Origin of the sequence: Acidocella facilis ATCC 35904 (genome assembly GCF_000687875.1) — a bacterium.
In the GTDB taxonomy this organism is placed as follows: domain Bacteria; phylum Pseudomonadota; class Alphaproteobacteria; order Acetobacterales; family Acetobacteraceae; genus Acidocella; species Acidocella facilis.
Genome location: NZ_JHYG01000006.1, coordinates 61687 through 76134 on the forward strand (window position 1 = coordinate 61687; position 14448 = coordinate 76134).

A 14448-nucleotide genomic window follows, 5' to 3' on the forward strand; every position below is an offset into this window, starting at 1 on the left:
GATTTGATATGCGACATTTTTGGCAAGCCGGATTTGCGGCGCTGTGCCTCTCGACCGCCTGCGCGCCCATCGCCCATGCCGCCGCGCCCGCCTACAGCCTGGCACAGACCATTCCGCTCGGCGGCGACGCGCATTGGGATTATCTGCATTATCACGCGGCCACCGGGCAGCTTTTCATCGCCCATGGCAAGGCGGTGAGCGTGGTGGACATGGCCACAGGCAAGGTGCAGGGGAACGTGAGCGGGCTGGACGATACCCATGGCATCGCCTTCGATCCCGCCACCGGCGACGGCTATACCGACAGTTCCGGCACCAGGACGCTGTCAGAATTCGATCCGGCGACGTTGAAGGTGATCAAGACGCTGCCATCGCTCGAGGATACTGACGGCATGGTGTTCGACACCGCCAGCCATGATATTTTCGTTGCGGCTGGCGATTCCCAGGCGGTGCTGGTGCTCGACCCGGCCACCGATCAGGAGACCAAGATCGATCTGCCCGGCAAGCCGGAATATCTGGTGGCCGATGGGCAGGGCCGGCTTTACGTGGCGCTGAATGACAAGAACCAGATCGCGGTGGTCGATACCGAGGCGAAAAAACTCGTCACCAGCGACGCGCTGCCCGGTTGCGCGGCGCCGACCGGCATGGCGATGGATACTGCCACGATGCGGGTTTTCGCCAGTTGCCAGAACGGCAAGCTGGCGGTGGTGAACGCCAAGACCGGCGCCATGGTGGCGCTGCTGAATATCGGCAAAGGTTCAGACAGCGCCGCCTTCGATGCCAAGCGGCATCTGGTGTTTAGCGCCAACAGCACCGGCACGCTCTCCGTCATCCGTGAGATCGACGCCGACCATTACCAGGCGCTGGCGCCGGTGAAGACGCAGATCGGCGCGCGGACGATGGCGCTGGATGAGGCGAATGGCGATGTGTTCCTGGTGACCGCCACGCCGCAGGGCAAGGGCAAGGTGAAACATCCCGGCTTCGCGCCGCGCTATCAGTTCGAGCCGGGGACGCTGCGGCTGCTGGTCTACAAGCCGGCGTCGTAAAGCTTTTGTTCCAGGTGCCGCTTTTGAAAAAAGCGGCACCGAAAAATTCTACCCCAGCGCGTCGCGCAGCGTGCCAAGCCGGGCGAGCGTCCGGATGGTGCGGTTCTGGTTGGCAATCGCCAGCCCCATCACCAGGGCTTCCAGAATGATCAGCGTGGCGCCGTGCAGCGCCACCCGCTCGGTGCGGCCACGCCGGGCGGTGATCAACCCTTGCGCCAGCTTCGCCAGTTTGGTGTTGGGGGTGTCGGTCACCAGCACGATCTTGGCACCCGCCTTGTTCGCCTCGCTCGCCGCCAGCAACACTTCCTTATAGGGCTTGCCGTAAGAGAGGATCAGCAGCCCGTCTTGTTCCGAAAGATCCAGCAGCTCATCGGCCAGGCCGAGCCCGCCCTGGCCGATGGTCTTGCAGGCCTGGCCATGGCGGCCCATCAGCAGGCGCAGATACTCCGCCAGCAGGCGTGACGGGCCGGCAGCATAGATGACAATCCGCGCCACCCCGCCCAGCAGCGCGATCGCTTCGTGGATTTCCGCGCGCTCCGCCGGTTCCTGCAGCTGCGCCAGTGATTCCATATGGGTGTCGATGACCAGATCCGCGGCCGAGGAGCCCTTGCCCTCCAGATCCTCGAAGGTCTGGCGCATATGCTGCAAAGGGGCGGCGGATTTGCCGATGGCGGCGGCGATGCTCTGGCGCAGCTCCGCCATGCCCTGAAAGCCCAGCGCCTGCACTGTGCGGATGACGCTGGCGTCCGAGGTGCCGATCATCGCCGCCAGCTCCGCCGCCGAATGGGCAAGGACCGCGACCTTGTTGCGGTCGAGGTAGTGGGCCACGCGTTGCATCGCGGGCGGCATGGCAGCCTCGTGCGCGGCGAGCTTCGAGGAAAAATCATTGGCCGGCAGAGCGTTTAGGGCGGATGTCGGCGGGGGGCGGGAGGCTTTCATCAAAACGTCAATTCTGTAGTGGTTGCAAGGCGGGTGGTGGTTATGTAGCAAATGCTACTAAATGTCCTACCTGATCTTCCGGCCTGTTTCCAGCCTTTTGCCTGTGACAGTTCCGTCTCAGCCCTTGTCAGCGGGCGTGGCATGAGCGGCCCCTTGCTTGCCGTCAACGGGCTGCGTGGCCTGGCCGGCGGGCCATTTGCGCTCACCCTGGCGCGGGGCGAATGCGTGGTGATCTCTGGCGCCTCGGGGATCGGCAAGAGCCTGCTGCTGCGCATGATCGCGGATCTGGACCCGAATGAGGGCCAGCTCAGCCTGGATGGTGTCAGCCGCGAGGCGATGCCCGCCCCGCATTGGCGCCGCCAGGTGATGTACAATCCGGCGGAGCCCGGCTGGTGGGCGGAGCGGGTGAGCGCGCACATGGCCCCGCGTGAGGCCGCCCTGGCGCTGCTGCCGCGCCTGGGCCTGGCCGAGGCGCTGCTGGAGGCGCCGGTTACCCAGCTTTCCACCGGCGAGCGCCAGCGCATGGCGCTGATCCGCGCCATCATCCGCCAGCCCCGGGTGCTGCTGCTCGATGAGCCCGCCTCGGCGCTGGATGAGGCCACGGCGCTGAAGATGGAAGCCTTGTTCGCTGAGCTGACAGCCAGCGGCATGGGGCTGCTGGTGGTGACACATAATGAGGCGCAGGCGGGGCGCATCGCGCATCGGCGCTATGAGATGAGCAATACCGGCCTGTGCGAGCGCCCGCTATGAAGCCGATCGACCTGACCCCGGCCAGCCTCGCCATCACCTCCGGCCTGATCCTGATATGCGCCCTGCTGTCGCTGCTGCTCTCCTTGCGGGTGCATCGCGCCTTGCTGATCGCGGCGCTGCGCATGGTGGTGCAGCTGATGCTGGTCGGCTTCGTGCTGCGGCTGCTGTTCGAGCGCTCCAACCCCTGGCTGACCTTGCTGGCGGCGCTGGTGATGGCCTCGGCCGCCAGTTACGAGGTGGGGGCGCGGCAGGATTACCGGATGCCCGGCCCCTGGCAATATCTCACCACCGGCAGCGCCATCGGCATCTCCTCGATGATCATCGCGGTGCTGGCGCTCACCACCGCGCTGCGGCCCACGCCCTGGTATGCGGCGCGCGAGGCCTTGCCGTTGATCGGCATTCTGCTGGGCAATGTGATGAATGCGGTATCGCTGGCGCTGAACAGTTTCTACGGCACGGTGGGGCGCGAGCGCGCCTCCATCGAGGCCCGGCTGGCGCTGGGGGAGGGGCGGTTCGTGGCGCTGCACGCCGCCTCCAGCCGCGCCATCCGCACCGCGCTGATCCCCACCATCAATGTGATGAGTGCCGCCGGCATCATCACCCTGCCCGGCATCATGACCGGCCAGCTGCTCGCCGGCATGGACCCGATTTCCGCGGCGAAATACCAGATTCTGCTGATGTTCCTGATCGTCGGCGGCAATTGCCTGGGGGCGTTCACCGCCGTCTATGCCGCGATATTCCGGCTCACCGACCAGCGCGAGCGGCTGCGCGCCGACCGGCTGAAGAGTCGCTGAACTGCAATAAAAGAATCACGAAGTAGTAAAACAACCAAACAGATAAATTTAGTAGTAGCCGCTACATCAAAATCAACAGGAAGGTTTCTGTGATGTCTGTTTTCTGGGGATCGCGGGCGCGCGTGGCGCTGCGCGGCTTTTGTTCCATGCGCAGCCTCTATATCGGTCTTGCCGCAAGCGCAATGATCGTGCCGGGTGCGATGGCGCAGAGCGCCAACACGCCGGTCAATCTGGATCTCGGCTCGGTGCTCGCCACCGGCACCGACAATCCCGCCAATCTGGTCAACACCAAGGGCACGGCCCCCTATCAGTCGCCCTCCAAGGCGCCGCTGAACTCCACCCAGCCGACCTCGCTGGTGGATAAGCACACGGTGGACAATCTGCTCACCGGCACCGAGAGCTACGCGGACATCGCCCGGCTGACGCCCTCCGTCAGCAACATCGACCCGAACGGTCCCGGCCTCTCCGAGACCTCCGGCCCGACCATCCGCGGCTTCCAGGATGGTGAGTACAACGTCACCTTCGATGGCATCCCCTTCGGCGATTCCAACGATTTTACCCACCACTCCACCTCCTTCTTCACCAATTCGCTGATCGGCCAGACCATCGTCGATCGTGGCCCGGGCCAGGCGGAGACGGTGGGCGATGCCACCTTCGGCGGCACCATCTCGCTGCGCACGATCAACCCGCGGCCGACGCCGACCGCGACGCTGAACAGCTCCTATGGCAGCTACAACACCTCCGATAACAGCGTGCGCCTGGATACCGGCGCGATCTCCTCGCTCAACGGCGCCTCAGCGGTGTTCGAGGCTGAGCATATGCAGAGCGATGGCGCGCTGAGCTATTCCGGTCAGCAGCGCACGAATTTCTTCGGCAAGGTGGTGATTCCGCTGAGCCCGCGCACCACCCTGACCCTGATGGCCGACCATAACCAGCTCTATCAGAACCCGGTCTATGGCGCGACGCTCTCGCAGATGGCGACCCAGGGCTGGAACTATAATCTCAGCGGCAATCCGAATTCGCAGAACTATTACCGCTTCAATAACGACCATATCACCACCGATATGGAATATGCCGACCTGCAATCCGCGCTGGGTGACGGCTTCCTGTATGACGGCAAGATCTACACCTATGCCTATTACCATCACGATCTGAACGGCGACGACACCAACGACACCAATGCCGACGGCGTCACCCAGGCGGTCTCCGCCGGCGCCGTGCCCAACGAGGTGGTGCTGACCCCCGGCGGTGCCGCGGTGGCCGGGATTCCGGGCCAGACCTTCATGATGGATTACCGCTCCGTCGGCACCATCCAGCGCCTGCAGAAGGATTTTGGCTGGGGCGACATCAAGACCGGCTTCTGGTTCGACCATCAGGTGAATAGCCGCTTCGTGCAGAATGTCTCGCTGACAAACGCCAACGCGGTCAATTACGATCCGGCGGACAGCAATGGCGGCAAGGTCACCCCGACCAACGATAACGGCTCGATCGAGCGCCTGCAGCATAACCAGCTCTACACCTTCCAGCCTTACGGCCAGGTGGATTGGCATGTCACCGACAAGCTGACCCTCACCGGCGGCCTGAAATGGGCCTATTTCCGCCGCGCGCTGAACGCCCAGGTGAACCAGAAGACCGAGCTGCAGACCGGCTACACGCATGATTACACGAAGCTGCTGCCCTCCTTCGATGCGAAATACGCCTTCTCGCCGAACCTGACCGGCTATGTGCAGGGCGCGGAAGGCTTCCTGGCGCCGAACCTGAACACCTTCTACACCACGGCGCTGACCACCGAGAGCGTGAAGCCCGAAAGCACCATCAACTTCCAGACCGGCCTGGCCTATCAGGACGCGCACTGGGCGGTTGGCGGGGATGTCTATAATATCCACTTCCAGAACTACATCGCCTCGCGGACGATCAACAAGCAGAAGTATTATTATAACCAGGGCGGCGTGATCTATCGCGGCATCGAAGGCGAGCTGGCCTACAGTTTTGACAATGGCATCACGCTGTTCGGCAATGCCGGCTACAACCAGGCCTTCAAGACCTCGAGCGAGGTGAAGATCACCCAGGCGCCGCAAGGCACCGCGAATTTCGGCGTGATCTACGAGCATAACGGCATCTACGCCTCGGTGCTCGACCAGTGGACCGGCGGCGAATATAGCGGCAATAACGGCACCAACATCGCCAACGGCCAGGCCGAGGGCAGTGCCGGCGGCGGCAAGTCCCCGGGCGGCTGGTATGATCCGTACAATGTCGTGAATGTCACGCTGGGCTACACCTTCAACCACGACAATCCCCACAAGGATCCGATCAAGGTGAAGCTGAACCTGGATAACATCACCAACCAGAAGCAGATCATCTTCGATAACGGCACCAATGGCGCTGGCGACCTGCTCTATCTGCGCCTGACCGGCTTCTCGGCCTTCGCCTCGGTCAGCGTGCCGGTTGGGTTCGGCTCCTCGCTTTAAAATTGTTTCCCCTGGGAAGCCCGCCGCGCGGCGGCGGGCTTTTCGCCGTTTTGACTCCAATTTGTCACACTTCCTGGCATCGCCTTTGTTGTATCGGCCGCTGCAGAAGGAGAATTTTTCATGTCCATCAAATATATCGTCTACCTGGCCAACTATTCGGATGGGATTCTCTATCTGATGGCGGTGCTGCTGCTGCTGGCGCTGGCGGTGATTCTGGATCGCTTCTGGTTCCTGCGCAGCACCATTCTGCGTGGCGAGAGCGTCATCCGCGCCACCGCGCAGGAAACGGCCTTGCGTCAGGGCGAGTTGGTGGCGCTGCGCAACCGCGCCGGCAAGCTGCCGGAAGCCGCGCTGCTGGATACCGCCCTGCGCCATGCCGGCATGGTCAATGCCGAGGCGCTGAACAGCCGGCTCGATGAGGCGGTGATGCTGATCGCCCCCGGCCTGGACCGCCGGCTCTGGCTGCTGGATACCATCATCACCCTGGCGCCGCTGATGGGGCTGTTCGGCACCATCATCGGCATGTTCCATGCCTTCAACGTGCTGGCCGCGCCCGGCCATGCCCCGGCGGAAGTCACCGGCGGCGTGGCGGATGCGCTGGTTGCCACCGCCTTTGGCCTGTTCATCGCCATGCTGGGGCTGGCGGCATTCAATGCGCTCTCCAACCAGGTGCGGCTGGTCGTGCATCAGCTTGATTCGCTGAAGGTGCTGATCGTCAACCGCATGGACGGCGCCCCGGTGGTGCAGGCCGGCAAGACCGGTGCTGGCGCCAGCGCCGCCGCCAAGTTCGCCACGGCCTGAGCGGAACCCCCCACCATGCGCTATTTCGAACGCCGCAAGGCGCGCATCGAGATCATCCCGATGATCGATGTGATGCTGTTCCTGCTTGTGTTTTTCATCATCGTGACGATGCAGATGATCCCCGATGCCGGGGTTTCGATGCAGCTGCCCAACGCCGCCCAGACGCAGCAATTGCCGCATCCGAAATTCATCGTGAATGTGATGGCGGATGGCACCATCAAGGTGAAGGACCAGGTGATGAGCGCTGACCAGCTCAGCGCCATGTTCGCTGGCGATGGCGCCCCGGACAAGACGGAAGTCACCATCGCCGCTGACAAGGCCAGCGCCTTCCAGCATTTCATGACGGTGATCGACGCCGCCAAGAAGGCCGGGGTGACCGATATCGGCATCGCCGCGCAGCCGCAGGCGGCGCAATGATGGCTGGCATGTCCGGTGAATGGGGCGGGGAGGGGCATTCCAATCGCCGCTTCCTGCTGGCGATCGGCGCCGGGCTGCTGCTCGAGGCCGGGGCGCTGGGGCTGTTGCTGCCGGCCATGCAGCATCAGCAACCGCCGCCGGCCAAGCAGCCAGCGGTGGTGAAGGTGACCATCCAGGCCGCCCCGCCGCCCGCGCCCAAGCCGCCGCCGCCGGTGCCGCAACCGCCGAAGCCGGTGACACCCCCGCCGCCGCCGGTGCCCACCCCCGCGCCGCCGCCGCCGCCCAAGCCGGTGCCGGCCCCCAGCGTGCCCAAGCCGCCGCCGCCGCGCCCGGAACATCACGTGGTGCCGCATCACGTGGCGCCGCCACAGCCGCGCCCGCAGCCGGCGCCACCGCCGAAGCCGCAGCCGGTGACGCCGCCGGCGCCGCCGGCCCCCGCCTTGCCGCCCGCCCCGTCCCAGGGTGAGGTGGACGCCTTCCGCCTGGCGATGCGCAATGCCGTGCAGGGGGTGGCCAACCGCGTCTATCCGCAGGCCGCGCAGATGGCGCGTGAAGGCGGCACGCCCGAGATCACCTTCACCTATCGCAACGGTGTAGTGAGCGACATCGCCCTGGCCCATTCCAGCGGCTTTCCGCTGCTCGACCAGGCGGCGCTGCAGGCCGCGCGCATCGCGCATTATCCGCCGCCGCCCGCGGGCTTTTCCGGCCGGGTCTATGACGTCACCGTGGTCGTGATCTTCCGCCCCGGCGCCAGTCAGGATTTCGACGCCGACTGACCGGACGGATTGTTTCTCTCAAGGTAGCCCCCTCCCATGCGCAAGCTTATCGCGGCTGGCTTTGCCGCCATCATCCTGGTGATCGCCGGTGTGCTGCTATGGCCGTCCTCCAGCCCTGGTCTGGTGCTCTATAGCGGGCTTGATTACGGCCCCGCCGTCGCCGCCGCCTTCACCAAGGAGACCGGCATCAAGGTCAGCGCCATCAGGCTTTCCACCGGCAGCCTGCTGGCGCGCATCGTGGCCCAAGGCGGGCATCCGGATTGGGATATCGGCTGGTTCGACGGCGCCACCGCCGCCGCCGCTCTGGATGAGAAAGGCCTGCTGGCGCATGCCATGCCGGCCCCTTCCAACCTCACCGCCACCGGCCAGAGCCTGCTCTCCGCCGATGGTGCTTTTGCGCCCACCGGCTTCACCCTGGCGGGCGTGTTCATCTCTGCCCCGGCGCGGCTGGCGAGCCCGCCCACCGGCTGGGACGCGCTGCGCAGCGCGCCCTATCAGGGGCTGGTCGGGATGAACGATCCTTCGATTTCCGGCCCCACCTACCCGATGCTGGCGGGCATGCTCGCCCATGCCGGCGGCTGGCCGCAGGGGCAGGCTTATGTGTTGGCGCTGAAGGCCAACGGGCTGCATATGTTCGACGATAACGGCGCCACCCTGGCGGCGCTGAAGGCGCAGGCGATCAGCCTGGCCATCGTGCAATCCTCCGCCGCGATCTATTTCGCCGCGCATAATCCCGGCTATCAGATCACCGTTCCAAGCCCGGCCTATGTGCTGCCGAACGTGATGGTGGAAGCCAAGGGCGTCTCGGCCGCCAAGCGCCAGGAAATCGCCCGCTTCCTGGCCTTCGCCATGCGTCCGGACATCCAGAAGCTGCGCCAGGAAAAGGGCGGGCCGGATGGGAATTTCTGGCCGATCACCAATGACGCGCCGGCGCCGCTGCCGGGCGCGCCAGCGCTCTCCGGCCTGAATATCGTGACGCTGGACCCGGTGCTGTGGGGCAAGCTGGAAACCACCGTCAATGGCTGGTTCGCCCAGACGATGTCGGCGCGATGAGGCTGTTGCGCGGGGCGCTGCTCGCGCTCCTGGGGTTGCTGCTGGTCTATCCCCTGGCCCGCTTGCTGGCGATGGGGGTGGGGCAGGGGGCATCGCTGAGCTGGCGGCCGCTGCTGAACTCGGGCGGGCTGGCGGTGCTGACGGGGTGTGTGGCGGCCCCCGCCGGGGCGGCGCTGGCGCTGGCGCTGGAGCGGTTCTCCGGCCGGCTGGTCGGCCTGCTGGAGCTGGGCTTGTGGTTGCTCTTCATCATGCCCGGCTATGTGCTGACCACCGGCTGGCTGATCCTGTTCAGCCATCCGCAGATGCGCCACTCTGCCTTTGGCCACGCCTTCCTGGGCGCTGGCGGCCTGGCCTTCCTGTATCTGGTCAAGGCACTGCCGTTTTCGGTGTTCGTCGCCCGCGCGACCTATGCCGGGGCCGGGGCCTCGCTGCGGGAGGCGGCGCTGGTGCTGCGGCTGCCGCGCTGGCGCCGGCTGGGGCTGGGCCTGCGTCTGGCGCTGCCGGCGATGGCGGCCGGCTTCACCATCGCCGCGATCGAGACGATGCAGGATTTCTCGATTCCAGCGACCCTCGGCGTCACCGGTCAGGTGCCCGTGGTCACCTACAGCATCTATCAACGCCTCAACACCACGCCGGCGGATTTCGCCGGTGCCGCGCAGCTCTGCTGGTGGCTGATCGGCGCCGCGGCGATGCTGAGCCTGCTGCAGATGGCGGTGCAGCGCCGCTACCGGGCGGTGTTGGTGCATGGCAAGGCCCGCCGCGCCCCACGCCAGGCGCCGCGCGGGGCGGCGCGCGCGGGGCTGGTGGGGGCGGCGCTGGCGCTCTGGGGGCTGGGGCTGGCGCTGCCGCTGCTGGCGATGGCGGATGTCGCCCTGTTCGGTGAAGCCGCGCCGGCCGATCTGTTCACGGCGATCCCGCGCTCGCTCGGCTATGGCGCGCTCGCCGCCAGCCTGACGCTGGGGCTGGCGATGGCGCTGCTGAAGCTGCAGCGCGGCCGGCATCCGCTCTTCGCCGCGCTGCTCCAGGCCGGGTTGAGCGCCAATATGGCGGTGCCGGGGCTGGTCCTCGGGGCGGGCTATGTCGTCGCCTTCAATAATGATTTTTTCCCGCTCTACGGCACGGTGCTGTTGCTGGTCATCGCCTATGCCGCCGGGACGCTGCCGATGGCGATCCGGCTCGTTGGCGGGGCGCTGGCGCAGCTGGATGCGCGGCTGGACGAGGCGGCGCGGATTTTCGCCCTGTCGCCGCAGACGAGGCTGATCGATATCGAGGCGGCCCTTCTGGCCCGCCCCGGCCTGCAGGCCTGGCTGCTGGTGGTGGCGACGGTGATGTTCGAGCTGCCGGTCTCCGAGCTGCTCTACGTGCCGGGGCAGATGCCGCTCAGTGTCGCCATCCTCGCCGCCGATATGGGCGGGCGCTACAATGAGGCCGCGCAGCTGGCGCTGCTCGGCATGGGCACGCTGGCGCTGCTGGCGCTGGGGCTGAATCTGGCGCTGCGGCTGGGCCAGACAAAACCCGCCCCGGAGGCCGCGTGAAGCAGAGTTTGAGCATCGCTGGGCTCAACCGCCGGCTGGGCGGGCGGGAGGTGCTGCGCGGCATCGAGCTGGCTTTGGGGGAAGGCCAGTTCCTGGTGCTGGCCGGCGAGTCCGGCTCCGGCAAAACCACGCTGCTGCGGCTGATCGCCGGGCTGGACCGGCCCGATTCCGGGCGGATCAGCCTGAATGGCGCGCTGGTGGAGGATGGCCGGCACGGCTTTGTGCCGGCGCAGCGCCGGGGGCTGGGCATGGTGTTCCAGGATTTCGCGCTCTGGCCGCATCTGAGCTGCCTGGAGAATGTCGCTCTGGCGCTGCCGGCGGGCACGGCCAAACGCAATGATGCGGCAAAGGCGCTGCTGGCGCGGCTGCGGGTGGAGCATGTGGCGCATCGCCGCCCGGCGGAGCTCTCCGGCGGCCAGCAGCAGCGGGTTGGCATCGCCCGCGCCCTGGCCAGCCGGCCGCGTTTGCTGCTGCTGGACGAGCCGCTCTCCAGCCTGGATCTGGAAAGCCGGGAGATGCTGCGCGAGGAGCTGCGCGAGAGCGTGCGCGCCGCCGGCATTGCCGCGATTCTGGTGAGCCACGACCCTGAGGATTGCTGGAAGCTGGCCGACCAGGTGGCGGTGCTGGAAGCCGGGGTGATCCGCCAGCACGGCACGCCGATCGATCTCTGGCGCAGCCCGGCCTCCCCCTATATCGCGCGCTTCACGGGCGCGCTGGGCGGGGTCTGCGTGTCGGTCCGGCGCGAAGATGAGCAGGCCAGGCTGGTGTTGGGCGGCCGCGCCTTCACCCCCCGCGGCCCCGCGCCGCGCGGCACCCAGGCCAGGCTGTTCTGGCGCGGCGAGGCGGTGCGCCTGGCCCCGGCCGAGTCCGGCATCCCGGCGGAGGCGCTCAGCGCCAGCTTCGAGGCCGGCCGCTTCCTGGTGCGCTGGCGCCTGCCCGGCGAAGGCCTGATCCTCAGCGGCTATTGTCAGCTCCCGGTCAGCCCGGGGCTGCATCGCATCGCCATCGATGAGGCGGGGCTGTTCTGGTTCGAGACGCAGGCTGCGGAGGCCTCGTGAGCGGCGCGGGGCGTGCCCCGCGGTGCAGGGTTGAGCGACGGCGCAACGATTTTATTTGCGTTTTTTGAAAGCCTTGTCCACAACGCCGAAGATGTGCGCAGTGAAGCGCGGCCGCAGCACCTTGTTTCGTAATGGGGGTGTGGATTCGGTATGGAGCAGCGGAATTGCGTGGAGCCATCCAGACCGGCAAAACCGAGGCTTTGCCTGTGCAAAGCCCGGGCATAAAGCGCGAAATCGAATAAATTTGGGACGATTATCTGCCCTATTTACTAATCGTTTAGTTTGCTCAATACCAATGAGACGGCCTGAGTGATTGGAGTTCTAAATTGGCACGTAGCCCCGATGGCATGTTTCGCTTGAAGCAGCCCTCCTCCCCGTTGCCCTTTTCAGGTGAACGCCTGACCACAGATTTCGGTGGCCAGGTTGAGCTTGAGCACCTCCATCGCTATTGCTTCGCGCGCGATTTCTGCGTGGACCGCGATGTGCTGGATATTGCTTCCGGGGAGGGCTATGGCAGTTCCATGCTGGCCACGGTTGCGCGCCAGGTGGTGGGCGTGGAGTTGGCCGTGGAGGCGAATCTTCATGCGCAAAGAGAATATTCGGCTTCGAATCTGAGCTTCATTTCCGGCGACGCCACCGCCATTCCACTGGATGACGCATCCTTCGACGTCGTGGTCTCGTTCGAAACATTGGAACATCTTCGGGATCACGACCGCTTCCTGGCCGAAGTCCGGCGCGTGCTACGGCCCGGCGGCATTCTGATCGTCAGCACGCCCGACAGGCTCGTTCATTCCGGCATCGGCATGGGTGTCAACCCGTTTCATATCCGCGAACTTTCGCGTCCCGAATTCGAAACCGCCCTTTCGGCGCATTTCAAGAACATGCGGGTTCTGCCGCAAAGAACCTTCATCGGCTCAGCCATCCTCGAAGGCCGCGCCGGGGTGCGAACCTACGAGAAACGCGATGCCACGACAATCGAGGCGACGACAGGGCTGGCGCGCGCCGTCTATCTGATCGGTGTCGCATCGGATGCCGAACTGCCTGCTCTGCCCGACAGCGTGTTCGCGCACGAACAATCGGTCGAAGCCATATTCCGGCAGCTCTCGGATGCGCATCAGGTCGGCGACGACGCCAAAGCGGCGCTGGCCGCCAACGACCTCGTCCTCGAAAAAGCCAAGCGTGATCTGGCCGAACAGCGCGCGCATGAGCGGCGCAGCCAAGCCGGCCTGGCCGAGGAGCGGCGGGCCAGGGCGCGCCAGGACCATGAATTGCAGGCTCTGCGGGCGTCGCTTCAGCAAATGACCGAGCGGGCGAATGCGTTGCAGGTCCAGCATGGAGAAGCTGAAGCGCTGCGCGCCATCGCGGCCGACGCCGTCGCGCAGAAAGAGGCGATCGTTCATTCCACGAGCTGGCGTGCAACCTATCCTTTGCGCCGGATCGCCACGCAATTGCCGGCGCCGGCCCGGCAGTGGATAAAACAGGTCGTAAAAGCCCTCTACCGGCCAAACAGCCTCCTGCAAGCCAAGCCGGTGCCGGTGGCGTCTGTCGCCGCGCCGATCGAATTCTTGGCGGAGCCCGGCGTTGCCCCGGCGCTGGCCCCGGCCTCCGAGCCCGCCGCGTCGCTCCCGAGCGTGTCCAGCCTGTTGGCGGCGCGCTTTCCGTCCCTGCAGCCATTCGATTGTTTCCCGGCGGCAACGGCGCAGAAACGTATCTCCCTGGTCACGGACAGCGTCGGCCCGTCATCGCTGTTCGGCGGTGTCGGTACGGCCATCATCCTGGGCGCGTTGCTTGCCAACAAATTCCAGGCGACATTGCGTATCGTCACCCGTACGGAAGAGCCCGATGCCTCCGCGGTCAATGAGGTTTTACGCCGCAATAATGTCAGTTTGCACGGTCCGCTGGAAACCGCGATGGCACCGCTGGATGGAAGCAAGATACTGCCGGTTTCGGCGGATGAGATTTTTCTGACCACCTCCTGGTGGACGACCAAAGCCACTCTGGGGGTTGTGCCGGCGTCACGCATCATCGCGCTGATCCAGGAAGATGAACGCCTGTTCTATGCCCGTGGCGACGAGCAGCTGCTCTGCGCGGAGACGATGGGCCATCCGGCGCTGCTGACCGTGGTCAACACCGAGCGGCTGTTCCAACATCTCAGCTCCGGCGCCGAGCCTTTCGAAAATCTCAAGGAAAACGGCCTGTGGTTCGAGCCGGCCTTTCCCGGCGGGGGGAAGGCGCGCAAATCCACCGCGAAGCGACGGCTGTTTTTCTATGCGCGCCCCAATAATCTGCGTAATCTCTTCTGGCGCGGCATCGAGGCGTTGGACGCAGCCGTCGCCACCGGCAGCTTCGCGCCGGATCGCTGGGAAATCCATCTGATTGGCCGGGATGTTCCTAAATTCAAGCTGGCCCGGGGGATTGTTCCGCAGATCGTGTCGCATCTCTCCTGGGGGGATTATCAGGAATTTGTCGCGAGCCTGAGTGCCGGCTTCGTGCTCATGGATACACCGCACCCCTCTTATCCGCCATTGGACATGGCCATGGCGGGCGTGCCGGTGCTGACCAATACCCATCCCGGAAAGCAGGATTTGCTGAATTATTCAGGGAATATCTTAACCGTGCCGCCCAGCGTCGAGGGCTTGGTGGCGGGGTTGCAGCGGCTTGAGGCGCTGGCGGAGAATGAAGCGGCCATTCAGGCAAACCGCAAGGCCGACCATATCAATCACGACTGGACGCTGGCGCTTGAAGCCGTCGTGTCTCGGATCGATCAAAAACTGAATCGCGCCAACTGAGATGTTCTATAATCTTCTTGACGCA

The 14448-nt window shown here is 65.4% G+C and carries 12 protein-coding genes; 11 read left to right on the plus strand and 1 reads right to left on the minus strand.

Features of this window, described 5'->3' with window-relative positions; translation table 11 throughout:
• Positions 1 to 8: 8 nt before the first annotated feature.
• Positions 9 to 1043, plus strand: a complete 1035-nt coding sequence (locus T331_RS17920) for a YncE family protein (RefSeq protein ID WP_051622283.1) — start codon at positions 9 to 11, stop codon at positions 1041 to 1043.
• Positions 1044 to 1091: 48 nt separating this feature from the next.
• Here the strand turns inward: T331_RS17920 and T331_RS0109350 are convergent, their stop codons facing one another.
• Entirely contained in the window at positions 1092 to 1982 is an 891-nt protein-coding gene (locus T331_RS0109350; RefSeq protein ID WP_026439819.1) for a MurR/RpiR family transcriptional regulator, read from the minus strand.
• A 141-nt stretch (positions 1983 to 2123) separates the two neighbouring features.
• On the opposite strand from T331_RS0109350, the gene T331_RS17925 reads away from it, so the two are divergent.
• The 10 genes from T331_RS17925 (at position 2124) to T331_RS19185 (ending at position 14423) form a co-directional block, all read left to right on the plus strand.
• The gene (locus T331_RS17925) at positions 2124 to 2732 is read left to right on the plus strand and encodes an ABC transporter ATP-binding protein (protein ID WP_035179781.1); all 609 of its coding nucleotides are present in this window, start codon (positions 2124 to 2126) and stop codon (positions 2730 to 2732) included.
• Entirely contained in the window at positions 2729 to 3526 is a 798-nt protein-coding gene (locus T331_RS0109360) for an ABC transporter permease (RefSeq protein ID WP_026439820.1), read from the plus strand. The genes T331_RS17925 and T331_RS0109360 overlap by 4 nt, the downstream gene beginning before the upstream one ends.
• Before the next feature lie 92 nt (positions 3527 to 3618).
• Positions 3619 to 5994, plus strand: a complete 2376-nt coding sequence (locus T331_RS0109370) for a TonB-dependent receptor (RefSeq protein ID WP_081822195.1) — start codon at positions 3619 to 3621, stop codon at positions 5992 to 5994.
• A 120-nt stretch (positions 5995 to 6114) separates the two neighbouring features.
• On the plus strand, positions 6115 to 6795 hold the full coding sequence (locus T331_RS0109375; protein ID WP_026439822.1) for a MotA/TolQ/ExbB proton channel family protein: 681 nt from the start codon (positions 6115 to 6117) through the stop codon (positions 6793 to 6795).
• A gap of 15 nt (positions 6796 to 6810) precedes the next feature.
• Entirely contained in the window at positions 6811 to 7212 is a 402-nt protein-coding gene (locus T331_RS0109380) for an ExbD/TolR family protein (protein WP_008495860.1), read from the plus strand.
• A complete protein-coding gene (locus T331_RS19895) occupies positions 7212 to 7988 on the plus strand; it encodes an energy transducer TonB (protein ID WP_155992672.1) in 777 nt (258 codons plus the stop codon). Before T331_RS0109380 ends, T331_RS19895 begins: the two co-directional genes overlap by 1 nt.
• Positions 7989 to 8024: 36 nt before the next feature.
• Complete coding sequence (locus T331_RS0109390; RefSeq protein WP_026439823.1) at positions 8025 to 9041, plus strand: ABC transporter substrate-binding protein; 1017 nt, start codon at positions 8025 to 8027, stop codon at positions 9039 to 9041.
• Positions 9038 to 10576, plus strand: a complete 1539-nt coding sequence (locus T331_RS17935; RefSeq protein ID WP_051622285.1) for an ABC transporter permease — start codon at positions 9038 to 9040, stop codon at positions 10574 to 10576. The genes T331_RS0109390 and T331_RS17935 overlap by 4 nt, the downstream gene beginning before the upstream one ends.
• Positions 10573 to 11634, plus strand: a complete 1062-nt coding sequence (locus T331_RS17940) for an ABC transporter ATP-binding protein (protein ID WP_051622286.1) — start codon at positions 10573 to 10575, stop codon at positions 11632 to 11634. Before T331_RS17935 ends, T331_RS17940 begins: the two co-directional genes overlap by 4 nt.
• A 326-nt stretch (positions 11635 to 11960) precedes the next feature.
• Positions 11961 to 14423: a class I SAM-dependent methyltransferase gene (locus T331_RS19185; protein WP_211248704.1), complete on the plus strand. Its 2463-nt coding sequence runs from the start codon at positions 11961 to 11963 to the stop codon at positions 14421 to 14423.
• Positions 14424 to 14448: the final 25 nt, after the last annotated feature.